At 65.7% G+C, this 24,254-nt stretch carries 19 protein-coding genes; 18 read left to right on the top strand and 1 reads right to left on the bottom strand.

The features are described 5' to 3' along the window. Positions 1 to 24: 24 nt before the first annotated feature. Positions 25 to 1,512 (bottom strand): CoA-acylating methylmalonate-semialdehyde dehydrogenase, encoded by a 1,488-nt coding sequence (locus tag ACFWIX_RS12015; RefSeq protein WP_377216354.1) that lies wholly within the window; start codon positions 1,510 to 1,512, stop codon positions 25 to 27. A gap of 106 nt (positions 1,513 to 1,618) precedes the next feature. Between ACFWIX_RS12015 and ACFWIX_RS12010 the strand changes: the two genes are divergently transcribed. The 18 genes from ACFWIX_RS12010 (at position 1,619) to ACFWIX_RS11925 (ending at position 24,147) form a co-directional block, all read left to right on the top strand. Beyond that, positions 1,619 to 3,271, top strand: coding sequence for a PucR family transcriptional regulator (locus tag ACFWIX_RS12010; protein WP_377216353.1), 1,653 nt, complete (start codon positions 1,619 to 1,621; stop codon positions 3,269 to 3,271). A 68-nt stretch (positions 3,272 to 3,339) separates the two neighbouring features. After that, positions 3,340 to 4,284 carry a LysR family transcriptional regulator gene (locus ACFWIX_RS12005; protein ID WP_377216352.1) on the top strand — a complete coding sequence of 315 codons (945 nt, stop codon included), beginning with the start codon at positions 3,340 to 3,342 and terminating at the stop codon, positions 4,282 to 4,284. A gap of 167 nt (positions 4,285 to 4,451) precedes the next feature. Beyond that, entirely contained in the window at positions 4,452 to 5,825 is a 1,374-nt protein-coding gene (locus tag ACFWIX_RS12000; RefSeq protein ID WP_377216351.1) for an MFS transporter, read from the top strand. A 49-nt stretch (positions 5,826 to 5,874) separates the two neighbouring features. Continuing rightward, on the top strand, positions 5,875 to 7,140 hold the full coding sequence (locus ACFWIX_RS11995; RefSeq protein WP_377216350.1) for a M20 family metallo-hydrolase: 1,266 nt from the start codon (positions 5,875 to 5,877) through the stop codon (positions 7,138 to 7,140). Continuing rightward, the gene (locus ACFWIX_RS11990; protein ID WP_377216349.1) at positions 7,137 to 8,564 is read left to right on the top strand and encodes an amidase; all 1,428 of its coding nucleotides are present in this window, start codon (positions 7,137 to 7,139) and stop codon (positions 8,562 to 8,564) included. The genes ACFWIX_RS11995 and ACFWIX_RS11990 overlap by 4 nt, the downstream gene beginning before the upstream one ends. Before the next feature lie 27 nt (positions 8,565 to 8,591). Next, complete coding sequence (locus tag ACFWIX_RS11985; RefSeq protein WP_377216348.1) at positions 8,592 to 10,277, top strand: ABC-F family ATP-binding cassette domain-containing protein; 1,686 nt, start codon at positions 8,592 to 8,594, stop codon at positions 10,275 to 10,277. Beyond that, a complete protein-coding gene (locus ACFWIX_RS11980) occupies positions 10,274 to 11,500 on the top strand; it encodes an MFS transporter (protein WP_377216347.1) in 1,227 nt (408 codons plus the stop codon). The genes ACFWIX_RS11985 and ACFWIX_RS11980 overlap by 4 nt, the downstream gene beginning before the upstream one ends. 30 nt (positions 11,501 to 11,530) lie before the next feature. Continuing rightward, the gene (locus ACFWIX_RS11975) at positions 11,531 to 13,045 is read left to right on the top strand and encodes a bifunctional phosphatase PAP2/diacylglycerol kinase family protein (RefSeq protein ID WP_377216346.1); all 1,515 of its coding nucleotides are present in this window, start codon (positions 11,531 to 11,533) and stop codon (positions 13,043 to 13,045) included. After that, the gene (locus ACFWIX_RS11970; protein WP_377216345.1) at positions 13,042 to 13,965 is read left to right on the top strand and encodes an ABC transporter ATP-binding protein; all 924 of its coding nucleotides are present in this window, start codon (positions 13,042 to 13,044) and stop codon (positions 13,963 to 13,965) included. Before ACFWIX_RS11975 ends, ACFWIX_RS11970 begins: the two co-directional genes overlap by 4 nt. After that, positions 13,962 to 14,792, top strand: a complete 831-nt coding sequence (locus tag ACFWIX_RS11965; protein ID WP_377216344.1) for an ABC transporter permease — start codon at positions 13,962 to 13,964, stop codon at positions 14,790 to 14,792. The genes ACFWIX_RS11970 and ACFWIX_RS11965 overlap by 4 nt, the downstream gene beginning before the upstream one ends. A 22-nt stretch (positions 14,793 to 14,814) precedes the next feature. Beyond that, the gene (locus ACFWIX_RS11960) at positions 14,815 to 16,122 is read left to right on the top strand and encodes a M18 family aminopeptidase (RefSeq protein ID WP_377216343.1); all 1,308 of its coding nucleotides are present in this window, start codon (positions 14,815 to 14,817) and stop codon (positions 16,120 to 16,122) included. A gap of 114 nt (positions 16,123 to 16,236) precedes the next feature. Further along, a complete protein-coding gene (locus tag ACFWIX_RS11955; protein ID WP_377216342.1) occupies positions 16,237 to 17,112 on the top strand; it encodes a MurR/RpiR family transcriptional regulator in 876 nt (291 codons plus the stop codon). 50 nt (positions 17,113 to 17,162) lie between these two features. Then, positions 17,163 to 19,322, top strand: a complete 2,160-nt coding sequence (locus ACFWIX_RS11950) for a PQQ-binding-like beta-propeller repeat protein (protein ID WP_377216341.1) — start codon at positions 17,163 to 17,165, stop codon at positions 19,320 to 19,322. Next, entirely contained in the window at positions 19,319 to 20,233 is a 915-nt protein-coding gene (locus ACFWIX_RS11945) for a carbohydrate ABC transporter permease (protein WP_377216340.1), read from the top strand. Before ACFWIX_RS11950 ends, ACFWIX_RS11945 begins: the two co-directional genes overlap by 4 nt. Next, on the top strand, positions 20,230 to 21,060 hold the full coding sequence (locus ACFWIX_RS11940) for a carbohydrate ABC transporter permease (RefSeq protein ID WP_377216339.1): 831 nt from the start codon (positions 20,230 to 20,232) through the stop codon (positions 21,058 to 21,060). Before ACFWIX_RS11945 ends, ACFWIX_RS11940 begins: the two co-directional genes overlap by 4 nt. A gap of 56 nt (positions 21,061 to 21,116) precedes the next feature. Further along, positions 21,117 to 22,412 (top strand): extracellular solute-binding protein, encoded by a 1,296-nt coding sequence (locus ACFWIX_RS11935; RefSeq protein ID WP_377216338.1) that lies wholly within the window; start codon positions 21,117 to 21,119, stop codon positions 22,410 to 22,412. Between the two features lie 2 nt (positions 22,413 to 22,414). Further along, positions 22,415 to 23,536: an ABC transporter ATP-binding protein gene (locus ACFWIX_RS11930; protein WP_377216337.1), complete on the top strand. Its 1,122-nt coding sequence runs from the start codon at positions 22,415 to 22,417 to the stop codon at positions 23,534 to 23,536. Next, on the top strand, positions 23,533 to 24,147 hold the full coding sequence (locus ACFWIX_RS11925; protein ID WP_377216336.1) for an HAD family hydrolase: 615 nt from the start codon (positions 23,533 to 23,535) through the stop codon (positions 24,145 to 24,147). Before ACFWIX_RS11930 ends, ACFWIX_RS11925 begins: the two co-directional genes overlap by 4 nt. Positions 24,148 to 24,254: the final 107 nt, after the last annotated feature.

Genomic DNA, 24,254 nt, shown 5'->3' with positions numbered 1-24,254 from the left:
CAGTTTCCTTTCGAGGTTCCGGTCTTAGGCGTTCTGCGGGAAGCCGAGGTTGATGCCCCCGTGGCTGGGATCCAGCCAGCGGGAGGTGACGGCTTTGCCCCGGGTGAAGAAGCCGACGCCTTCCGTACCGTGTGCGTGGGTGTCGCCAAAGAGCGAGTTCTTCCAGCCGCCGAACGAGTAGTAAGCCATGGGCACGGGCACGGGCACGTTGATCCCCACCATCCCTACTTCCACTTCGTTTTCGAAGCGCCGGGCGGCCCCGCCGTCATTGGTGAAGATGGCTGTGCCGTTGCCGTACGGGTTGCTGTTGATGAGGTTCAGTGCCTGCTCATAGGTATCTACGCGCACCACGGACAGGACCGGGCCGAAGATTTCGTCCTGGTAGATGGACATGTCCGGCGTGACGTTATCGAAGAGCGTGGGCCCGACAAAGAAGCCGTCGCCCTCAGCGTCGGCGGCGATGTTCCGGCCGTCCACGACGACAGTGGCGCCGGCTGCTTCGCCGGCGTCGATGTAGCCGGCCACCTTGTCCCGGTGCTGGGCGGTAACAAGCGGTCCCATGTCACAGCCGCGAAGTCCGTCCCCGGTGCGCAGTCCGGTGGCGCGTTCAGCGATCTTGGCAACCAGTTCGTCTGCTATGTCACCGACGGCAAGGAGGGCCGAAATGGCCATGCACCGTTCGCCAGCTGAGCCGAAACCTGCATTGATTGCCGCGTCTGCCGCCAGGTCAAGATCGGCGTCGGGGAGGACGATCATGTGGTTCTTTGCACCGCCTAGGGCCTGGACACGCTTCCCGGCGGCCGTGGCGGTCTGGTAAACGTACTTGGCGATCGGAGTGGATCCGACGAAGGAAACGGCCTTGACATCCGGGTGGTTCAGGAGCGCGTCAACCGCCACCTTGTCACCGTGAAGGACGTTGAAGACGCCGTTCGGAAGTCCGGCTTCTTTCCACAGTTCAGCCATCCAGTTGACAGCGGTGGGGTCCTTTTCGCTGGGCTTGATGATTACCGTGTTGCCGGCCGCGATGGCCAGCGGGAAGAACCACATGGGGACCATGGCCGGAAAGTTGAAGGGGCTGATGACGGCCACGGGACCCAGCGGCTGGCGGATGGAGTGGACATCGACGCTGGTGGAGGCGTTCTCCGTATAACTGCCCTTGAGCAGGTGCGGGATTCCGCAGGCAAACTCGACCACTTCCTGGCCGCGGGTGACCTCACCGAGGGCATCGGACAGAACTTTGCCGTGTTCGGCGGTGATGATTGCTGCGAGCTCATCCTTGCGTGCATTGAGGAGTTCACGGAATGAGAACAGGATCTGGGTGCGGCGGGCAAGGGACGTGTCCCGCCAGGCCGGGAAGGCGCCTTTAGCGGCAGCCACAGCCGCCTGACTGTCCTGAGCCGTGGCCAGGGCAACCTGCCCGGTGACTTTCCCCGTGGCGGGATTGGTGACCGGCGCCGTGTTCTCCCCAACAGGGACATAGCTGCCGTTGATCCAGTGCTCGATGATGTTCAAAGTGTCTCCTTAAGGTCGCTGCGTTTGCGTCCAGTCTTACCGTCACGCAAGGGCAGCGTTAGAGCCGATGTGTAAGGTAAATCACAGGCTCGTTTACACTTTGTAAATGCTCCCCTCGGTCCGCGACGTTCTCGCCCTCCCGGTCCTCCAAGCAGCTGCACCGCAGCTGCTGGGCGGCTCCGCGCGTTTGGATGCTCAGGTCCGCTGGGTACATGTCAGTGAACTGCTGGACATCTCGGGCCTGCTGGCCGGCGGTGAACTGGTCCTCACCACCGGACTGGAGCTGGAAAAGCATCCTGACCTCACGGTCGGGTTCGTCGCATCTCTTGAACAGGCTGGCGCGGCGGGCCTGGTGGTTGAGCTCACGGGCAACCGTGAACGCAGTATGGCCGCGCTTCACGCCGCCGCGCAGCGCACCTCGCTTCCGATCGCCGTGGTTCAGCGGCGGGTACGTTTCGTGCAGGTCACGGAGGTCGTACACCGCATGATCGTTGCTGAGCAGCTGGAACGCGTGGAGCGCGCGCGCGACGTCCATGAGGCGTTCACGCTCCTCAGCCTGGAGAATGCCGGCACGCAACTCGTGGTGGAAAAGGCAGCCGAACTGATCGGCGCCCCGGTCATCCTGGAAGACCTGGCCCACCTGGTGCTCGCGTTCTCGGCCCACGGGAGGTCCGCCGCGGAGCTGCTGGCGGACTGGGAACGCCGCTCCCGGACCACCCCATCGACTGCCGGGACATCCCGGGCGGGCGCCGAGGCCTGGCTGCAGACTCCGGTGGGTGTGCAGCGCCAGCTTTGGGGACGGCTGGTGGTTCCCATGGAAATGGACGACGATGGCCCGGCGGCTATGGTCCTGGAGCGCGCCGCGCAGGCGCTTGCGATCAACCGGCTTGCCGAACGCGATCGGCGCGAACTTAGCCAGCAGGCCCAGGCGGGACTGCTCAACGCACTGCGACAGCCCCGCGGCCTTGACGAGGCCGAAGCGCTGGCACGGGCGGCTGCACTGGGCCTGAAACGGTCACCGTTCTACGTCCCGGTCGTTTTCCGAAGGACTGGCCATACGGCCGCTGCTGAGGCAAGTGCCGGACCAAGGCCGGGCGGGGCCTCCCGGGATCCGCTTGCCGGCCAGGAGGAGGAAAGGATCCTGCTCGAGCAGCTGGGGCGCGCACTGAAGACAATCTCCAGTACCGCCCTGTCAGCAAGTATCCAGTCAGGTTCCGTAGGCATGATCCTGGCCCTGCCGGCAAGGCAGCTGGAGGACCCTACCTTGCACCGGCTGACCGATGCCTTGGGCCGGGAGCCCGACAGCGTGTCGGCGGAGTGGACCGTCGGCGTCGGACATCCGCGGGGAAGCCTGCTCGAAGCCGCCGCCGGAGTGGATGGAGCCGCGCACGTAGCGGAAACTTCGGCAACCCTGCGCGGGGTCCGCAAACCGTTCTACCGGGCCACTGACGTCCGGCTGCGTGGACTGTTGGCGCTCCTGCGAAACGATCCGCGCGTCCAGCAGTTCGTGGAGTCGGAACTGGAGGCCCTGCTGCAGGCTGAAGCCCAGGGCCGGGGCGGTCACCTCGAACTACTGGCCCGGTACCTGGAATCGGGCGGCAACAAGGCAGCAATGGCGCGCAGCGGCTACTTTAGCCGACCCACGCTGTACGCCCGCCTGGCGCGGCTCGAGGAACTTCTGGGCGTTGATCTTGATGACGCCGAGTCCCGAACTTCGCTGCACGTGGCGCTCCTGCTCCACAGGCTCCGGGCTCTTTGAACCCGATGAGGACCCCAACCGACCGGACATCCGTAACGGCACCTGCCGTAGAGAGTGGACGTTGACCGATGGCAAAGCCCTTTACCCTTACCCAGTTGCGCTACTTCGCTGTGGTCGCCGAACTGGAGAACATGACGGCGGCGGCGGAACGCCTGCTGGTCACCCAGTCCACCCTTTCAACCGCGGTTTCCCAGCTGGAGTCAAGCCTTTCAACGCAACTGTTCGTGCGGCTCCCGACCCGCGGGCTGAGGCTCACTCCGTCCGGCCGACAGCTTTCGCAGGACATCAAAGTGCTGCTGGAGCATGCGGACGCGTTGTACGAATCTGCCCGGGGACTGTCCGCCGGCCTGGTCGGGGAGCTGAAGGTGGGAGTTTTTGCGCCCCTGGCTCCCTTCAGGCTGCCCGCGATCCTGCAGACCTTCGAGGTCCAGCACCCCGGCGTGGAGGTGTCATTCCTGGAGGCCGATCTCGCCACACTCCAGAGCGCCCTGCTGGACGGGCGGTGCGACGTTGCGTTGATGTATGGCCTGGGCCTTGGGCGCGGCTTTACCTACAAGGTGCTGGAACGCGTACCGCCGCACGTCCTGGTACATGCCGGGCATCCGGCCGCAGCACGCCCCGGCCGCAGCATTGCGCTCAAAGAACTCGACGGCGAACCGTCCGTGGTGCTGGACCTCCCCCACAGCCGCGAATATTACGAACAGCTCTATGCACTTGCCGGCATTGTGCCCAACGTCCGGCACCGCTTCGCGGGATATGAGACGGTCCGGTCCTTTGTGGCGAAAGGGCACGGTTACGCGATGCTCAACCAGCGGCTGAACAGTGACATGACGTATTCCGGCGGGAAGGTGGTGGCGTTGACCCTGCAAGACGATTTCCCGCCCATTGAGGTGATGCTGGTCCGGCCGGAAGGCGTACAGCCCACGCGGCGTACGCTCGCTTTTGAAGAGACCTGCCGCCGAATCTATACGACTGCCGTCGGGGGCCAGCTGCCCGGGTCTGTCGTACATTGATGAAATCTATCGATGGCACCAAATCAATCAATTGGACACATGTGCTGCAGATCACACATGGTTATTGCAGCGCGGATGTCGGCGGGTCCCGGGAAGGGAAACCCCTCTAACCACGGCGCACACCCCACCTCCCCGGCGGGACAACCATGTTGATCAAAGGAGATTCTGTGGTTCAGATCCATCCCCAACCCCAGCAGGCACCCGAAGTTGCACCAACCCCCGGGCTGGGGGCACCCGTTCTCGAAACGGAGGCCCTGAGCGCGCGTCCCGGCGTTACGAAGATGCAGAAGCGGGTGCTGGCAGGCGGAAGTATCGGCCAGTTCATTGAGTTCTACGACTTTACGCTTTACGGACTCACCGCGGTGATCTTCTCGCAGCTCTTCTTCCCCGCGGCCAACCCCGTTGCAGCGATGCTGGCCACATTTGCCACGTTCGGCGTCGCGTTCGTGGTGCGGCCCATTGGCGGGCTCTTCTTCGGCGCGCTTGGTGACAGGATCGGCCGACGGCGGGTCCTCACCATCACGCTCATCGCGATCGGCGCAGCCACCGCCCTCATGGGCATCCTGCCCACCTATGGCCAGATCGGCGCATGGGCACCGGCCCTCCTGGTCCTCTGCCGGCTGGTCCAAGGCTTCTCGGCAGGCGGCGAGTCCGTAGGTGCCCCGTCCTTCGTCTTCGAGCACGCACCAGTCAAGAGCCGCGGGTTCTGGCTGAACATCACTATCGCCGCAACCGCGCTGCCTTCTGTGACTGCCGGAACCATGATCCTCATCCTTAGCCAATCCATGTCCAACGAGTCCTTCATGGCCTGGGGATGGCGCATCCCGTTCCTGCTGGCCCTGCCGCTTGCACTCTTCGGAGTCTGGATCCGCAGCCGCACGGTGGAGAGTGAAGCCTTCAACGAGGCCAAGGCCAGCCGGACGAAGGAATTCAGTCCCGTCCGCGAGGCCTTCCGCGAAAACAAGCTCCGGATGGTCCAGGTCATCTTCGTCATGGGCCTGACCGCCATGGGGTTCTACTTCCTTTCCGCTTACTTCGTCTCGTACGTCCAGACCTCGGGCGGCCTCAGCCGCGAGCAGTCCCTGTTGGTCAACGCTGCCGCACTGGCGCTTTACGCCGTACTCCTGCCATTGGGCGGCCGCATTGGTGACCGCGTGGGCCGGAAGCCGATGCTGATCGCAGGCTCCGCTGTCCTGGCACTCGTTTCCGTACCCTGCTTCATGCTGGTCACCAGCGGCAGCCTGCCGCTCGCGCTTTTGGGCCAGTCACTGTTCGTTGTGGCGCTGTGCATCTACGGCGGCGGCTGCTACACGTTCTTTGTCGAGATCTTCACGACGAAGACGCGCTTCACCTCGGCTGCGATCAGCTACAACGGCGCCTACGCCCTGTTTGGCGGCACCGCACCGTTCATCGGCACCGCCCTGGTGGGAAGCAGCGGCGTGCCGCACGCGCCGGGCTTCTACATGGCCGCGGCAGCCGCCGTCGTGCTTCTCCTGGTGCTCTTTACCCGGGTGCCGGAGACGCGCGGCCGGATGGGCTAGAAGCCCCCGCCCTCTTTCCTCTCCACAGCCAGACCTAAGGACTTCTCCCATGAATTCAGCAGCTTTCCTGTCCGACTTCCACCACGTTGCCACCATCGGCGCCACAGCGAACAACGGTGTGGACCGGCAGGCCGCAACTGCCGAGGATGCGCTCACCCGGCAGTGGTTCGCGGCCTGGGTGAACGACGCCGGATGGGAACTTCGGGTGGACGGAATCGGCAACATGTTCGGGCTGGTGGAGTGGGTGCCCGGGGCTCCTTACGTCATCATCGGATCACACCTGGACAGCCAGCCGCTGGGGGGCCGTTTCGACGGCGCCTACGGTGTCATCGCCGCGCTGCACGCGGCCCGGCGGCTCCAGGAGGAGGTGGTTGCCGGCAGGGCGGTGCCCCGCTTCAACCTGGCGGTGGTCAACTGGTTCAACGAAGAGGGCGGGCGCTTTGCCCCGAGCATCATGGGCAGCTCGGTGTACGCAGGCCTGCTCGACCAGGGGCAGATGCTCGACGTCGCCGACCTGCAGGGTGTCACTGTCCGCGATGCCCTGGCCGGCATCGGGTACCTCGGCACGGCCGAGGCGCCCGATGCCGCCGCCTACGCTGAAATCCACATCGAGCAGGGCCGCATCCTGGAGCGCGAGGGGATCACGATCGGACTGGTGGACAGCAGCTGGTACACCCAGAAGCTGGATATCGAAGTACTGGGCGAACAGTCGCACACCGGCGCCACGGCGATGGCTGACCGGCACGACGCCCTGGTGGCTGCCTCCAAGATCATCCTCATGGTTCACGATGTCACGAAGGAATTTGCCGACGAGGCGATTGTTTCCTCTGTGGGCCAGCTGACCTTGGAACCGAACTCACCGATCGTGGTGGCCCGTCGGGTGCACCTCGTCGCCGACCTGCGCTCGGCCGACCCGGACATCGTCACGGAAGCGCGGGCGAAACTCCTGAAGGACATCGACGTCCTGGCGCGTGAACACGACATCAAAGTGAACGTTAAAGACTTCGACATCCGCCCCATCCGGCGCTTTCCTGAGGCTGGCCTGGAACTTGCGGACAAGGTTGCTGCTGATCTGGGTCTTTCAGCCCGGCGCATCCAGACCATGGCGGGCCATGACTCCGTGGCCATGAACACGGTTGTCCCCTCCGTCATGCTGTTCATCCCCAGTGTGGAGGGCGTATCACACTGCGAGCGGGAGTTCACCACCGACGCCGACATGGTGGCCGGCGTGGACATGCTCACTGGGGTTGCCCGCGAGCTTGTGGCGGGCGCCTTGACCGAGGCCCCGGCCCGCGCCGCGGCGGCGCTGGCATGACGGACCTGCACTACCTTGATGCCACAAGCGCGCTGAAGTTGTTCCGGAGCCGGGAGCTGTCACCGGTGGAGCTCCTGGACGCCCTGATTGCGCGGACCGATGCGGTCAACGGGGCCATCAACGCTCTCACCGAAACGCTCTTCGCGGAAGCACGGCTGGCCGCCCGGCAGGCTGCAGCCCGGTACGCGCGCGGCCGGGACCTCGCTCCGCTCCTGGGTCTTCCGGTGGCCACGAAGGAAAAGCACGGGCTCCGTGGCCGCACACTCTCGCAGGGTCTCCTGGCGCGCAAAGGCGATATCGCGATGGCCGACCATCCGGTGATCGAACGCATCATAAACGCAGGCGGCATCATCCATGCCCGCACCACCACCCCCGAGTACAGCTGCGCCACCGTGACCCACAGCCCGTTGTGGGGCGTGACGCGCAATCCATGGAACCTGCAGTACTCCCCCGGTGGATCCTCCGGCGGTTCCGGAGCGGCGCTGGCAGCCGGCCTGGCACCCTTGGCCACGGCCTCGGATATCGCCGGGTCAACCCGGCTGCCGGCAGCCTTCACCGGGACCGTTGGGTTCAAGGCTTCCTACGGCCGGATCCCGGGGCTGGCACCGCTCGCCGCGGACCACTACCGCGGAGATGGGCCGATGGCCCGGACGGTGGCGGACACGGCGCTGCTGGCCGGTGTCATGGCGGGGCGGTCCCGGGCGGACCATGCGTCCCTGGCGGACCTCCCCGAGGGCTGGCCCGGACCGGGCACTGCGGTTGGAGGGATTTCGGTGGCGGGGATGAGGATCGCCCTGTGCATTCGTCTGGGCAATTACCCGGTGGCAGCAGACGTCGAAGCCAATACCCGTGCCACCGCAGAGGCGCTTCGCCAAGCCGGCGCGGTGGTGGAGGAAATCGAGCTCCCGTGGACCACGGAGAGTATCCGGCGGACCATCTTCACCCACTTTGGCTATCTCCTGGGACCTGCAATGGAGGACGAGACAGCGGCATCCGTGGAGCAGTTGGCTCCCTACACGCGGCAGTTCATGGCGGATGCCCGCCGGGCAGCCGAGGAGAACCGTTACCTGGACGGCATCCGGGCCGAGGCCCAGCTTCAGTCTGAGCTGGCCGAAGCCATGGCGGATTTTGACGCGTTGGTCTGCCCGGCGTCCGCAGTCCCCGCACTGGAGGCGGAGGGTCAGTACCTTGACGGGATCGATGCCGGCGCTGTGCACCTCGAGCACTACTGGCAAGGGCACATGACGGCTCCGTTCAACATCGCAAACCGCTGTCCGGTGCTTGCCGTCCCGAGCGGGATAGCCGACTGTGGAATCCCTACGGGCGTCCAGATCGTTGGACATCCGTTCGATGACGCAACGGTGTTCCGGCTGGGCGCCGCGCTGGAAGCCGTGCAGCCCTGGACCTGCCGGCCCCCGCTCTAGGGAGGGGTTCGTGGGAGTATTGAACGTGTGGCCCATATTGACGTTTCCGGCATAGATTACTTCCTTTCCGACGGCACGCAGCTGCTGAACGGGGTGACCTTCAAGGTCCCGGACGGCACCAAGACCGCGCTGATAGGTCCGAATGGCACGGGCAAGACGACGCTGTTCCGCATCATTGCCGGCGACCTCGCCCCGGATGAAGGCGTGATCGGACGCTCCGGCAACATGGGCATCATGCGCCAGTTCGTGGGCCAGGTCCGGGACGGGTCCACGGTGCGCGACCTGCTGGTCTCCGCCGCGCCGCCCGCCTTGGCCGCGGCCGCGCGCGAGGTGGACGACGCAGAGCTCGCCATGGTGGAGCACGACGACGAGCCAAGCCAGCTGCGGTACGCCCAGTCGATCGTGGACTGGGGAGACGCCGGAGGGTACGACGTCGAGACGGTCTGGGACGAGGTCTGCATGGCCGCGCTGGGAATCCCCTACGACCGCGCCCAGCACCGCCCGGCGTCGACCCTTTCCGGCGGTGAGCAAAAGCGCCTGGTGCTGGAGGCTCTCTTCGCCGGTCCGGATGAGCTGCTCCTCCTCGACGAACCGGACAACTACTTGGACGTTCCCGGCAAGCGCTGGCTCGAAGAGAAACTCAACGAATCCCGGAAGACCGTGTTCTTCATCAGCCACGACCGGGAGCTCCTGAACAACGCAGCCGGCCGGATCGTCACGTTGGAGCCCGGCATCAACGGGGCCTCTGCGTGGATCCACGGCGGCGGCTTCGGCTCCTACGTCGACGCGCGGGCAGACCGCAACGCCCGGTTCGAGGAGCTGCGCAAGCGCTGGGACGAGGAGCACGTGAAGCTCAAGGAACTCGTGAACATGTACAAGAACAAGGCGGCGTTCCGTTCCGACATGGCCAACCGGTACCACGCAGCCCAGACCCGCCTTGCCAAGTTCCTGGAGATCGGACCGCCCGAAGCGCTGCCTGTTGAACAGAACGTGCAGATGCGGCTGAAAGGCGGGCGGACCGCCAAGCGCGCCATCGTTGCCGAGAAGCTGGAGCTGACCGGCCTGATGAAACCGTTCTCCACCGAAGTCTGGTTCGGCGACAGGGTTGGCGTGCTGGGCTCCAACGGCTCCGGCAAGTCGCACTTCCTCCGCCTGCTGGCCACCGGCGGCACGGACCCAGAGCGCGAACACCTGCCCGTCTCTGACGTCGAGATCGCCGAAGTGCCGCACGAGGGCACAGTGAAGCTGGGCGCACGCATCCGGCCAGGCTTCTTCGCCCAAACGCACGTCCGCCCCGACCTGTTGGGCAAGACCCTGCTGGAAATCCTGCATCGGGGCGACGAGCACCGCTCCGGACTGGGCCGTGAGGCCGCGGCCGGTGCCCTGGACGGTTACGGGCTGGCGGGACAGTCCGAGCAGAAGTACGAGTCGCTCTCCGGCGGGCAACAGGCACGCTTCCAGATCCTGCTCCTCCAGCTCTCCGGCGCTACCCTGCTGCTCCTGGACGAGCCCACGGACAACCTGGACCTGCACTCGGCCGAGGCGCTGGAACGGGCCATCGACCACTTCGAAGGCACGGTCCTGGCAGTCACCCATGACCGCTGGTTCGCGCGGACCTTCGACCGGTTCCTGGTGTTCGGCTCGGACGGGAAGGTCTATGAATCCGCGGAACCGGTGTGGGACGAAAAGCGCGTGGAACGGGCGCGCGCGTGAGCGCCAGCACCAGGACAGGCGAACACCACGGGCTGAAGGCTGCCGCCGCCGCGACCTTCGTCGTCTTCGGGATTAACGGGCTTGCCTTTGCCAGCTGGGCCGCACGCATCCCGGCAGTCACCGAAATCCTGCGCATCAGTTCCGGACAGATGGGCACGCTCCTGCTGTGCACGGCGGTGGGATCCCTTCTGGCGCTCCCGACGGCGGGACTGGTGGTGGGCAGGATCGGCACCGCCAATGCGGTACGCACCGGAGGCATCCTGGCCGCTGCCGCGGCGGTGGGCATCGCGGGATCGCTTTTCGCGACGTCAATCCCCGGTACGGCGGTTTCCCTCTTTTTCTTCGGGATCGCGGTGGGCCTCTGGGATGTTTCCCAGAACATCGAGGGCGCGGATGTGGAACACAAGATGCGCCGGACCATCATGCCGCAGTTTCACGCGGCATTCAGTGGCGGCGCGTTTATTGGGGCGATCGTCGGCGCTGGCCTGTCCAATCTCGGTGTCGGGCTGCCCGTCCACCTCGTTGCCGTTGCGGCAGTGGTTCTGCTGTCTACGCTCGTGGCTCCCCGGTACTTCCTCCCCCACCTCACCCGGACGGTCGCCGAGGGTGAACCTAAGCCCGCCAAGGGACCGACCGCCTGGCGCGATGGCCGAACGCTGCTGATCGGCGTCGTGGTCCTCGGCGCGACTCTCACCGAAGGCGCCGGCAACGACTGGATCGCGAAGGCGTCGGTGGACGGGCTCGGTACCTCCAATTCCACCGGGGCCCTGATGTTCGCCCTGTTCGTCCTGGCCATGACAGCCATGCGCTTCCTTGGCGGACGGGTTATCGACGCCTACGGCCGGGTCACGGTTCTCCGGACAAGCATGGCGGCGGCCGCGGCCGGCCTCTGCCTGTTCGTGCTGGCCGGCAACGTCTGGCTGGCCGCGGTGGGCGCTGCCCTCTGGGGCGTGGGCGCCGCACTGGCGTTCCCGATGGGGATGTCGGCGGCGGCAGACGACCCCCAACACGCGGCAGCAAGGGTATCTGTTGTGTCCACCCTGGGGTATGTATCCTTCCTGGCCGGGCCTCCGCTGCTGGGTTATTTGGGCGACCTCACCGGCATCCATCTCGCCCTCCTGGCCATCCTGGCACCCATCGTCCTGGCGCTCCTGCTGGCGGGAGCGGCCCGTCCGTTGCCTGTGCAACCCATGAAGACCGCGGAAACGGGCCCCCGCGGATAGTCGGCCCAATCGGTGGAGTAGGGTGATCGCATGCAGAGCACCTGGCGCCGCAGCCATCGCTGGATCGGTCGGATGGATAAATACCTGGTACGGCATGTTTCCCGTTTCCCCGGCGGCGGGCACGACGACTTCTTCCGCAGGCTCTCGGCCGCAGCCAATCATGGAAAGCTGTGGATGGGGGCGGCCGCCGTCATGGCCGCCTTCCCGGGGAAGCCCCGCCGCGCGGCGCTCCATGGGCTGATCGCACAGGCTGTGGCATCGGCGGTGACCAACATGGGCTTCAAGACCCTTCTTCCCCGGGCACGTCCGCTGCCAGAACACCTCCCGGTCTTCCGCTTCGTCCACCCTCAGCCCACGAGCTCCTCCATGCCCTCGGGGCACTCAGCCTCGGCAGTGGCCTTTGCTACCGGCGCGGGCCTGATCCACCCGGCACTGGGGGCCGTTCTAGCCCCCGTTGCTGCCGGCGTTGCCTACTCCCGCGTGCATACGGGCGCGCACTGGCCCTCCGACGTCGTGTTTGGATCTGCGCTCGGCGCCGGGGCGGCGCTGGTGACCCGTAAATGGTGGCCGGTTAGGCCTCCGATCCCGGATACAGCACGGGCCTGGACTGACGCCGCGGAACTGCCCGGCGGTGAAGGCCTCAGCATTGTGGTGAACACCTTAGGCGGATCGTTCAAAGAGGAAACTGCGGATGCTCTGCGGGAGGTATTCCCCAAAGCGTATATAAATGCCGTCCAGCCGGAGGCGGATCTCCGCCAGGAAATCGAAGCGACGCTGAACCACCCTGGTACAAAAGCGTTGGGCGTGTGGGGCGGTGACGGGACGGTGGGCGCTGCCGCTGCGGCCGCCGTCGAACATTCCCTTCCCCTGCTGGTGCTGCCGGGCGGCACGCTCAACCATTTTGCCCGGGACGCCGGAACCGGGAGCCTCAAGGAGGCAGTGCTGGCCGCTAATAATGGCGAGGCGGCGTTGTCGGATACCGGCCTCGTAGAGGTGGAGAGGGGACTTCCGGACGAGCCCGAAACGTCGCACCTGCTGATGCTGAACACCTCCAGCATCGGGCTATACCCCAACTTCGTCAGGCGCCGCGAGCAGCTGACCCCGGCGCTGGGCAAGCCGCTGGCAGGCGTAGTGGCCATGTTCCGTACCTACGCGGCGGGTACGCCGGTGACCCTCGCGGTGGATGGCGTCCGGCACCGGGTGTGGATCGCCTACCTGGGGCGGGGCCGCTACTATCCGCGGGACCATGCGCCACTGCTCCGCCCGGTCCTTGACGACGGTGTCCTGGATGTCCGGCTTATCACCGCCGATGAACGCTTTGCCCGGATCCGGCTGCTGTGGTCCGTCGTGACGGGGACTGTGTCAACGTCGCGCATCACCCACCTGCGGGAGGCCACCGAGGTGGAGATCGACGCTGGCGGGGCACCCATGGCGCTGGCCGTAGACGGTGAGGCTTTGGCCGGCGTGCGGAGGGTCCGGTACCGCGTGACGCCGAGATCGCTCATCTACTACTCGCCGCGGCCGTTGAAAGGAAACCAACCATGATTGAGGCTCAGGACCTGACGAAGGTGTACGGCAGCAAGACCGCCGTGGCCGGAGCCAATTTCACAGTGGAACCGGGCCGGGTGACGGGCTTCCTGGGCCCGAACGGCGCCGGAAAATCCACCACCATGCGGATGATTATGGGGCTGGACCGGCCGACGTCGGGCAGCGTAACCGTCAACGGCGTGCCCTACGCCCGGCACAAGGCACCGCTGCGTGAGGTGGGTGCGCTGCTGGACGCCAAGGCGGTTCATACCAGCCGCAGCGCCTACAACCACCTGCTGGCCATGGCCGCCACGCATGGGATTCCCAAGGCCCGGGTGCACGAAGTGATCGAGATGACTGGATTGGAGGCGGTGGCGCGGAAGAAAGCCGGTGGATTCTCCCTGGGCATGGGGCAGCGCCTCGGTATTGCCGGAGCCCTGCTCGGCGACCCGCAGGTGCTGATCCTGGATGAGCCGGTGAACGGCCTGGACCCCGAGGGCGTGGTGTGGGTCCGTAACCTGGTGCGCTACCTGGCCGGGCAGGGGCGCACGGTGTTCCTCTCGAGCCACCTGATGAGTGAGATGGCGCAGACGGCGGACCACCTGATTGTGATCGGCCGCGGCCGGGTGATTGCCGATGCTCCCATCCGCGACATCATTAGCGGCAAAGGCCAGGCGCGGGTCCGGGTGCGGACCGAGGAGCCGGAACGGCTGGCGCCGCTGCTCACTGCCGAAGGTGCCGCGGTTGAGTCGCCGGAGCGCGAGCTGCTCGAGGTCACGGGGCTGGATCCGCGAACCATCGCCGCGGCGGCACTGGCGCACCAGGTCATGGTCTACGAGCTCACGCCGCTGGTCGCCAGCCTCGAGGAGGCCTACATGGAACTGACAAAGGACGACGTCGAATACCACTCCCTGCCCGCTGCGGAGGTGAGCAAATGAGCACTACCACTGACCGGGCCATGACCGGCCCGAGCTTCCTCCGCGTGCTGAGGTCTGAAGGAATCAAGTTCCGCACCCTTCTTTCCACGCTGGTCCTGATCGCTTCCACGGCGGCGGTGATGGTGGGCTTCGGCGCATTGTCCGCCTGGGGCACGGGCCAGTTCGCCGATGCGGCCACGAGGGACCCGCAGGCAGCGGCCCGGCTGGCGGCCCAGGGCGGCGATCTGGCAGTCAGCGTGCCCACTTCAGGGATCGCCTTTGCCCAGCTGATCCTTGGGTCCCTGGGCGTGCTCCTCATGAGCTCGGAGTTCTCCACCGGCATGGCCCGTTCCACGTTTTCCGCGGTGCCGAAGCGCCTTCCCGCGTTCGCGGCCAAACTGGTGGTCGTTACAGTGACGTCCTTCGCCGTCACCGCTGCTTCCACCTGGGTGGCCGGCCTGGTGGCAGTGCCCATTCTGGACAACTATGGGCTCAAGCTGGACCTGGGCAGTTCCCAGTCCCTGAAGCTCCTTCTGGTGAGCAGCGTCTACGTTGCGGCTGTTGCAGCGATCGGCCTGGCGCTGGGCACGTTGCTCAGGAACTCCGCCGGCGGCATCATGACCCTGGTGGGACTCTTCTTCGTGGCACCCATTGCCTTCCAGCTGATCCCCGGCGAGTTCTTCGAGGAGACCCGCAAGTATCTGCCAGGCAACACGGTTGAACCGTTGACGGCCGTGGAGCATGTGCCGGAGACCCTGGAGGCATGGCAGGCCGGACTGGTTCTGGGCGCGTGGGTCGTGGTTCCGCTGGTGCTCGCCGCGGTGCTGCTGAAACGCCGGGACGTGTAGGCGGCTGGCTAGACTCGTCACCATGCCCAACCACCGCTCAGCTGCCGCCCACATCCAGGACCTCGGCGCGTATGTCAGCGCGTCGCCGTCGAGCTTTCACGCCGTTCACGAGGCGGCCAGGCGGCTCACTGACGCCGGGTTCACCCGGCTCGACGAGCTGGAGCCGTGGGAGGCAGGAGAGGGATCCTTCTTCGTGGTCCGCGACGGCGCGCTGGTGGCGTGGGTGGTGCCGCAGGGTGCCGGGCCCACCACGGGGTTCAACATCCTGGGCGCGCACACCGATTCGCCGTCCTTCAAACTCAAGCCGAAGCCCACCATGGGCGCGTTCGGCTGGCTGCAGGCGGGGGTGGAGGTGTACGGCGGGCCACTCCTGAACTCATGGCTGGACCGGGAGCTGCAGCTGGCCGGCCGGCTCGTGCTGCGCGACGGCACCGAGCACCTGACCGCCACCGGCCCCATGCTCCGCTTCCCCCAGCTGGCGATCCACCTGGACCGGGCAGCCAACGAGGGTCTCGTGCTGGACAAGCAGCGGCACATGAATCCGGTATGGGGACTGGGCAACCCCGGTTCGGCGGACGTCCTGGCAGTGCTCGCCTCGCACGTGCAGGATGCCGCGGTGGATCCGGCAGACATCGGAGGGTTCGACGTCGTCATGGCGGACACGCAGGCACCCGCGGTTTTCGGGGGTGAGGGGGAGTTCTTCGCGTCAGGGCGCCTGGACAACCTTTCCTCCACGCACGCCGGGCTGGCGGCGATGATCGCGCACGCGGGGTCACTGCTTCCTTCCCCGGGCGCCCCGATCGCGGTGCTGGCAGCGTTCGACCATGAGGAAATCGGTTCCAACTCGCGTTCCGGCGCATGCGGTCCATTCCTCGAGGACGTCCTGGTGCGCATCTCCGACGGCCTCGACGCGACGGCGGGCCAGCGGCGGCAGGCGATGTCGGCGTCGTTCTGTGTTTCCGCCGACGCCGGCCATGCCGTGCACCCGAACTATCCCGAGCGGCACGACCCCGCCAACCACCCGGTGCTCAACGGCGGCCCGCTGCTGAAGATCAACGCCAACCAGCGGTACGCAACGGATGCCCCGGGTGCCGCGTTCTGGGCGCGGCTGTGCGCGGAGTCCGGCGTGCCGTACCAGGAGTTCGTGTCCAACAACGTGATGCCGTGCGGGTCCACCATTGGCCCGCTCACCGCCACGCGCCTGGGGATCCGGACGGTGGACGTGGGCATCCCGCTGCTGTCCATGCACTCGGCGCGCGAGATGTGCGGAGTGGAGGACCCGGCGCACCTGGCGGCAGTGGCGGAGCTGTTCTTCCGGACGGCTGCATAGGGCCAGCCGACTGGGGATGAATGGAAGTTTCATAGATGGCATTGCTATGAAAAGTTGTTTCTTCGTTAACCTTTTAGGCTCTCTCCCGTTCAACCCAGTGGCTAATTTCGAATTGTGACCACGCAACAGCTCAAGCCGGCGCCTCAACACCGGGCGGAGTTTCTCGAGACCGTCCGCGAAAACATGGCGTCGTTTTCAGGAGTGGAGCTTCGCATCGCCCGGGCCGTACTGGCCGGGCCGCAGAGCATCATCAACAGCTCAATCGGCCAGTTCGCGGCCGAAACCGGGGTCTCTTCGGCCTCGACGGTTCGGTTCTGCCAAAGCATGGGCCTGGCCGGTTTCCAGGCACTGAAGCTGGTGCTGACCCGCGAATCACCCTCGACGACCGTGCAGCTGGCCGACATCGAAGCGGGCGACAGCAGCGCAGCCGTAAGCCGAAAGGTTGTCCTGGGATCCGCCCAGGCACTCCAGGCTGCGGCGGAGAACATCGATCACGAGAGCGTGGCGGCCGCCGCGGCGCGGATCGGCGCTGCGAGGCGAACCTTGGTACTTGGCGTCGGAACGTCGGCTCCACTGGCCGCGGATGTGGCTTATCGGTTGGCGCTTGTCGGCGTGGACGCTGTCTTTGCCGCAGATGCACATGTCCAGAACATCATGGCAAGCCGTCTGACCAGCGAAGATGCCTGTCTGATCATTAGCCACACCGGAGCCACCACGGAAACATTGGCCGCAGCCGGTGCGGCAAAGACCGCCGGAGCGGCCACGGTGGCGGTGACCAGTTTTACCGGAACTCCCCTGACGGACCTGGCTGGCCTGTCCATCGTGGCGGGCAGCCAGGAAACGGCGTATCGGGTGGACGCCATGATCAGCCGCGTAGTGCACCTGGCCGTGCTGGACGCGATTGTGGTCCTCCTGACCCATGGATCCCCGCGCCGCATGGCCGCCCTCTCCGCCAGCAACGACATACTCGCCAAACTCCATCGCAGCTAAGCGCATTTCCCGCCCTGTTCGACACTTCTTGACCCAATCATGGAGGCCTCATGCCCAAAATCATCACCGGACGTGTCATCACGACTGAGGGACTGCCCCTCCCGGGCATCGCTGTTACAAACGGCCGCGATGTCGTGGCAACCGGAGGCGACGGCCGTTTTGCCGTGGAACCTCACGGTGCCTTCATCACCCTGACCCGCCCCACCGGCTGGCACACGGACCAGTGGTTCGAGCGGCTTCCGGCGGGCGAGGCAGCGGCCGGAACCGAGCTTGTCTTCCAACTTCAGGCCGTGGAGCAGCCGCTTCCCTACCAGTTCATGCATATCACCGACACGCACATCGACATGGCGGCACCGGACGAATGGGCGTTCGACAAAGGACGACTGACGACACCTGACCAGTTAAAGGAGTTCATCCAGGATCTCCCGCAGCTGTCGCCGGCAAGCCGGTCTGTGATCGTGACCGGCGACCTCGTCGACAATGGAACCGCCGAGGAGTTCGCCGGCCTGCTGGACGCCGTGGCTGGTGCTCCCGTGCCCGTCAACCTGGTGCCGGGGAACCACGACCACATGCATGCCGGACGGTCGGGGCGGATTTCCCGGAACAACTACATCGTCAACGACGGCAACCCGGCCCTGTATGAGTCCCTCGTGGGGCCCCGTTGGTTCTCCTACAATGTGGCGGGGCTGCATGTCGTAGTGATGGACTGGCACACCCACGAGCTCGGGCTGGACCACACTGTCCAGGAGGAATGGCTGCGCAACGACCTCGCTGCCGCGGGGGAGGACGCCCCCTACATCCTGTGCATGCACGACCAGCCCGGACACCCGATCATGGACCGGCTTCCGCGCAAGCCGCTGGCTACTTTCTCCGGCCACTGGCACACATCGCGGGTAGTGGACATTGACGGCGTCCTGCACGTCAACAGCCCCACGCCGTTCTTCGCGGGCCTGGACTACTCGCCGCCGATGTTCCGTGAAGTCACGTGGGACGGCACCGGCCTGGAGCTGAACTCCCGGATCATGCCGGCCCGCTACCTACATAATCCTGACCACGCATTCGACGTCGACAAAGCCACTATTACCGGTTACGACGCCAAGTCCGGCAGTTCCCTGGTCCGCTGGCGCCACCAGCTTGCGGGCGCAGGCCACCGCGCGGGTCCCACCCTTGCCGGGGACCGGATTTACGCCGGCTCACAGATCGAGGACCGCCCGTCAGGCACGGTAGAAGCTCTCGACGCCGTCACCGGCGAGCTCCTGTGGTCCGCCCCAACCTCCTCCGCCGTCAAGACACGGCCCGTCCTGGCCAGCGGCGTTGTGGTGGTGGCCGAAGTGAACGGCGCGGTCACGGGGCTGGACGCCACATCCGGAAACAGGCTATGGACGACGCCCTCTACCGACCCCTATCGGCGGTTCGCATGGCAGTCGCCGGTGGAATCCGAAGGCATCGTGGTGCTCGGGGACCAGAGCGACCTTCGGGCACTGGACGCGGCCACCGGGGAAGTCCTCTGGCGGCGCACGGATCTTTCCCCGCACCACAACATCGTCACCCACTCGAGCCCGGCAATCATCGGCGACTTGGTCATGGTGGGGTTCTGGCCAACGCCCAACTCACCCATCGCCGTCGACCTTCACACCGGGAAGTCCATTTGGCACCTGCCTGAACTGCAGGATGACCCCTGGGACACCGCCCGGAACCTCCGGGTCACCGGAACGGCTGCTTACGACGCCGGCCAGGACAGTTTCCTGGTGCCTGCGATCACCAGCACCGCCAAGCTGGACCGGATAACCGGAGCCGTGCAATGGGCCGTGCAGCATGAAGGCGGCTACAGTCCCTCCACGCCGGTCATCACCCCCGATGGATACGTCGTCACCGTGACCGGCAAGGGCCTGCGCATGCTGGCCAAGGACGACGGCGGGCAGCTCTGGGACGTGCCGGTGGACGGAGTGGCACCCTTCCCCATGACCGCCTACCGCATGAAGGCAAACCCCGTCATGGCGGCGCCTTCCTATGAAGAATCCAGCGCAACGCTGTTGCTGCCGGGGCTCGATGGCGTCATCCGCCGGTTCCGCTTGGACGGTAGCCAGGCGGGGACGTACGACGTCGGGGTTCCCCTCGCCGCGCCCCTGGTCGCCGCCGGAGGTGGCAGCTACCTCACCGTGGGGGTCGACGGCGGGTTGCTATCGCTTGACCTGGGGGCCGAATCATGAGCCTGCTGACGCGCCCGGCGCCGAAAACAGCTGCTCCGGCAAAGGTCCGGCCGCGGCTGTCCCTGACTCCTTACTTGCTCCTGCTGCCCGCCCTGGCGGCCCTGCTGGCGTTCGTCTATGGTCCCGCACTGCTTTCCCTGATTGGGAGCTTTTTCATCATTCCGCTGTCCGGAGGGCAGTGGAAGTACGCCGGCTTCAACAACTACCTCAAGGTGTTTGCCGATCCGCTGATCCATCAGGCCGCCATGAACACGCTGGTTTACGCCCTGGCGACCATCCTGCCGTCCATGGTCCTGGGACTGCTCCTGGCACTCCTGATGGAAAAGATGGGCCGTGGAAGCTGGCTCGCCAAGACGGCGCTCATCCTTCCAATGACGGCAAACATGGTGGCCATGGCCGTGGTCTTCAAATGGATCTTCGCCTTCCAGGGCGGGTTCACCAACCAGATCCTTGGCTTGGCCGGGCTGGCCCCGGTGAACTGGCTCGGTGAAGCGGATACGTCCCTGTTCACCGTCATCCTGCTGGGGCTATGGCGGGCCACATCCTTGTGCATGCTCCTCTTCATGGCCGGACTGACCACGATCCCCTCCTCCATTCACGAAGCGGCGTCGGTCGAAGGCATCAGGGGCTTCACCAAGCTTCGGACCATCACCCTGCCCATGCTCCGGCCCACCCTCGTCTTTGTGACGGTCCTGTCCATCACCGGGGCAGTCCAGGTCTTCGAAATCGTCAACGTCATGACCAAGGGCGGGCCCCTGGGAAGCTCGGAAACCGCCATGACAGCCGCCCACAAGGTGGGTTTCGAGTACTTCCGGATCGGCGAGGCATCCGCCATCTCCTTCATCCTGATCGCTCTGCTGCTGATTGTCGGCATCATCGGCCGTCAGCGGCGTACCAAGGAAAACCAATGACATCACCGAACAAAGTCCGCACAGCCCTGGTCACCGCACTCGGCATCCTGGCGGCCGCGCTGGCCCTGTTTCCCTTCTATTGGATGATGCGGACGGCGGTTGCCCCCGCAGAGGGCCTGACGACCACAGGGCTGAGCCTGATCCCAACCGAGTTCGACTTCTCAAACTTTGGCCGGGCGTGGGAGAAGGCCAACCTGGGCCAGGCCGTCCTGAACGGAATCGCCGTGACGCTGGGAATTCTGGTCCTTCAGCTGCTCACCTGCATTCCGGCGGCCTATGCGCTGTCCAAGTTCCGCTTCCGCGGTGCCGGCGTCATTCTCAGCCTAGTACTGGCGTGCCTTCTGATTCCCCACCAGGCCACCATGATCCCCACATTCGTCGGCCTGAACCTCCTGGGGCTGGGCGACACGCGGCTGGGGCTTGTCCTCCCGTTTGTTACCAGTGCCATCGGCATCTTCATGCTGCGCCAGCAGATGATGGCTGTACCCGACGCCATTATGGAAGCCGCCAGGACAGATGGGCTCGGACCGCTGCGGACGCTGGTCTCAGTGGTGGTCCCGATCTCCGCGCCGTCAATTGCAGCCTTCTCCCTCCTTTCGGTCTTTACGCACTGGAATGACTACCTGTGGCCGCTCCTGGTGGCACGCAGCCCGGACATCATGACGCCGCCGCTGAGCCTGGCCATTTTCCAGAACGCCGATACGGGCTTCGATTACCCCGCCCTGGCAGCTGCCGCCGTCGTAGTCACCGGGCCGGTGGTCATCCTCTTCCTCCTTGCACAGCGGCACTTCGTCCGCGGTATGGCCGGAACTGAAGTGGCCGGCTAACCCCGAAACCTCCCCCCTCCCCTAACTGCAGAACCAATCAAACGAAGGAATCCCCAATGCGTTCCAAAATCCTTGCAACGGCTGCCCTGGCCACCGTTACAGCCCTAAGCCTGTCCGCTTGCGGCGGCGCCGAATCCGGCTCCGGCGGTGCCGTGGCCAGTGCTGCCGCCATCGACCAGTGCAAGCCGGAGGGAACCACGCTCAAGCTGGCGTTCGCCCCCCAGGGCACACCCGCGGTGGAGCATGCGAAGAAGATCATGGAGGAAAAGTACCCCGGCCTCAAGATCGACGCGGTTGCTGCCCAGAGCGGCAACTATTCGGATCTCACCAAACAGGTCGTGGCAGACACGGCCGTGGGAAAGCGGCCTGACCTCATCATGACCGGCCTGGGCCAGCTCCGGTTCTGGACCGACAGCTACAACCCCGCACCGCTTGACCCGGCCACCCTGCCGGAGGGATACCAGAAGCAGTTCCTGACCGCAGGGGAGGTGGACGGCACCACGTACCTGGCTCCGTTCCAGATCTCCACACCTACCATGCTGGTCAACAAGAAACTCCTGGCCGAGGCCGGCATCACCGACCCGTCCTCCATTAAGGACTTTGCAGCCCTCGAGGACGCGGCCCGCAAGGTGACGGCAAAGACCGGCAAGCCCAGCATCAACATCTCCTCGGACGACCTGCCGGACTGGTTCTCGCAGGCACTGGTGCAGTCCTCCGGCGAAAAGTACGTGGCCGAGGACGGCTCGTTCGGCTTTGACACCCCCAAGGGCCGGGAAGCCATTGGGCTGCTCGCCCGCCTTGCCAAGGACAAGACGTCCCTGAACGTGCGCATGGACGACGGCCAGGCGCAGTTCGTCGCCGGCAACCTGGCCTTCCACATGGCCACGACGTCCCGCATCGTCAAGGTCGTCAAGGAGGCTCCGAAGGACCTGGACTGGATGCCGATCGACCTTCCCGGACTGAATGGGCCCGAGGGTGAACTGCCCGCAGGCGGCAACGGCTGGGTTGTCATCTCCGAGGACTCCTGCAAGGCCGCGTTCTCGCAGGCCATGGTCACCGAGATGCTCACCAAGGAAGCCTCGCTGCTGAGCAGCGGCAAGGACTACAGCTACATTCCGGTCAACAAGCTCGCCACGGAAGAGCTTCTCAAGGGCGACAACATTGCTCCCCAGATGCGCTACGCCTGGACCTACGACAAGCCGCTCACCGTATGGGGCGGATTCGAGGGCGCGCAGACCGCCCAGATCATCGACACCGTCCGGAACATGATGGAGCAGCTTGCTACCGGAAAGCCGGCCGACGAGGTCGTGCCGGCCACGGCCAAGTCGATCAACTCGATGCTGGGCAAGTAGCAATGACAGCCATTGAACTGACGAACATCACCAAGCGCTTTGGGGAGGTTGTGGCGCTCGACGGCGTGAGCCTCTCCATCCGCGACGGTGAGAGCCTGTCTATCCTGGGGCCCTCCGGATCGGGTAAGTCTTCCCTGCTGCGAATCATCGCGGGGCTTGAGGATCCCGACGAAGGCACTGTGGAACTGGACGGCAAGGACCAGGCGGGCGTTCCGGCCCATCAGCGCGACGTGTCGATCGTTTTCCAGAACTTCGCCCTGTATCCGCACCTGACATCCCTGGGAAACATCACCCTGGGGCTGCGCCACGGCTTGGGTCTGTCCAAGCAGGAGGCCGAAAAGCGGGCACGCGAGGTTGCTTCACGGATGCGCGTGGAGGAATTGCTGGAACGGCGTCCCAAGGCCATGTCGGGCGGGCAGCGCCAGCGCATTGCCCTGGCACGGGCGCTCGCCCGGCATGCCGGCGTCGTACTTCTGGATGAGCCAATGTCCGGGCTCGATGCCCAGCTTCACATCTCACTGCGGGCGGAAATCCACCAGCTCATCAGCCAGGAGGGAGCCACGGGCGTGACAGTCACCCACGACCAGCAGGACGCCATGTCCATGGCAGACCGGATCGCTGTTATGGACAAGGGACGCATCGTCCAGCTGGGGACGCCGGACGAGCTCTACGATGCACCGGTCTCAGCCTTCGTGGCCGGGTTCATCGGTGCTCCGCCAATGAACCTGCTGGCCTCAACCCGGACGGAGTCAGGCCTGTTGGAAACGCCGTTCGGTCAAGTGTCGCAGGCCGGGGGCCGCGCCAGCCTTGAAGGGGACGTTGTCCTGGGGGTCCGGCCGGAGGACGTCCGCCTCGGAACTGACGGGCACGGCAATGCCTGGACGGCGGAGGGTGAAGTGATCCTGGTGGAACCCAACGGCCCGCTGCGTACCGTCCATATCGATCTGGGCGGTTCCGTGCTGCTGCTGTCCTGCCGCTCGGCTGAGCGCCCGCAGCTTCATTCACGCGTTCCTGTGTGGTCCGATCCGGAGAGCATTCACGTCTTCCATGGTCCCGCCGGACGACGCGCGGGCATGGCATCCGGGCTTGGATTGTCCGCTGCTGCATTGTCGGCTGCCGTATGAAATACCTGTTCGACTGGAACGGCACCATTGCCGACGACGCCGGCCGGGCCTGTGATGCCACCAACGCGGCCCTGAGGCTGGTGGGGGTACCCGAAATCAGCCCGGAGCTGTTCGACCGGTCATTCTTACTGCCGATGGATGAGATGTTTCTGAAGCTTGGGGTGGGCATCGGGGACGTGGCGGCGGCCATTACGGAATGGAACGCCGCGATGGCTGCCCAGGCCGCCCCGCTCCGGACCGGGGCGGCGGGGTTCCTGGCTGACCTAAACGCAGCTGGTGAGGCCTGTGCCGTCATTTCGGCCGCCGGCCCCGGTTATCTGCTGGCCGAACTGCGGTCCTTTGACCTGGACGAGCGCTTCGGTGCTGTTGTCACGGAGGCTGCGGACAAAGCCCAGGTGTTGGCGGAGCTGAGGGACGGGGGCGAAGCTCTCTACTTCGGCGACACCGAGTACGACATGCGCTGTGCAGCCGAAGCCGGGTGCGTCCCGGTGGGTGTGTTGAGCGGATACTGTCCGGAGCAACGGCTTGTGGCCGCGGGGGCCGAACTGGTGGTGCGCGACTTCGACGAGTTCAGGTCAACCGCCCTGGGCCGGAGGCTTTTGCCCTTGTAGGGACTACGAAGCGGGGGGGGGGGGGGGCGAGGGGAGGGCCGCGCCGGGGGGGGGGGTGGTGGGTGAGCGGGTGGGGGGGGCGGGAGGATATGTGGGTGGGTTAGAGG

Source organism: Pseudarthrobacter sp. NPDC058362, from assembly GCF_042723515.1.
Taxonomy (GTDB): Bacteria; Actinomycetota; Actinomycetes; order Actinomycetales; family Micrococcaceae; genus Arthrobacter.
This window is presented reverse-complemented; position numbering and strand designations above follow the sequence as displayed.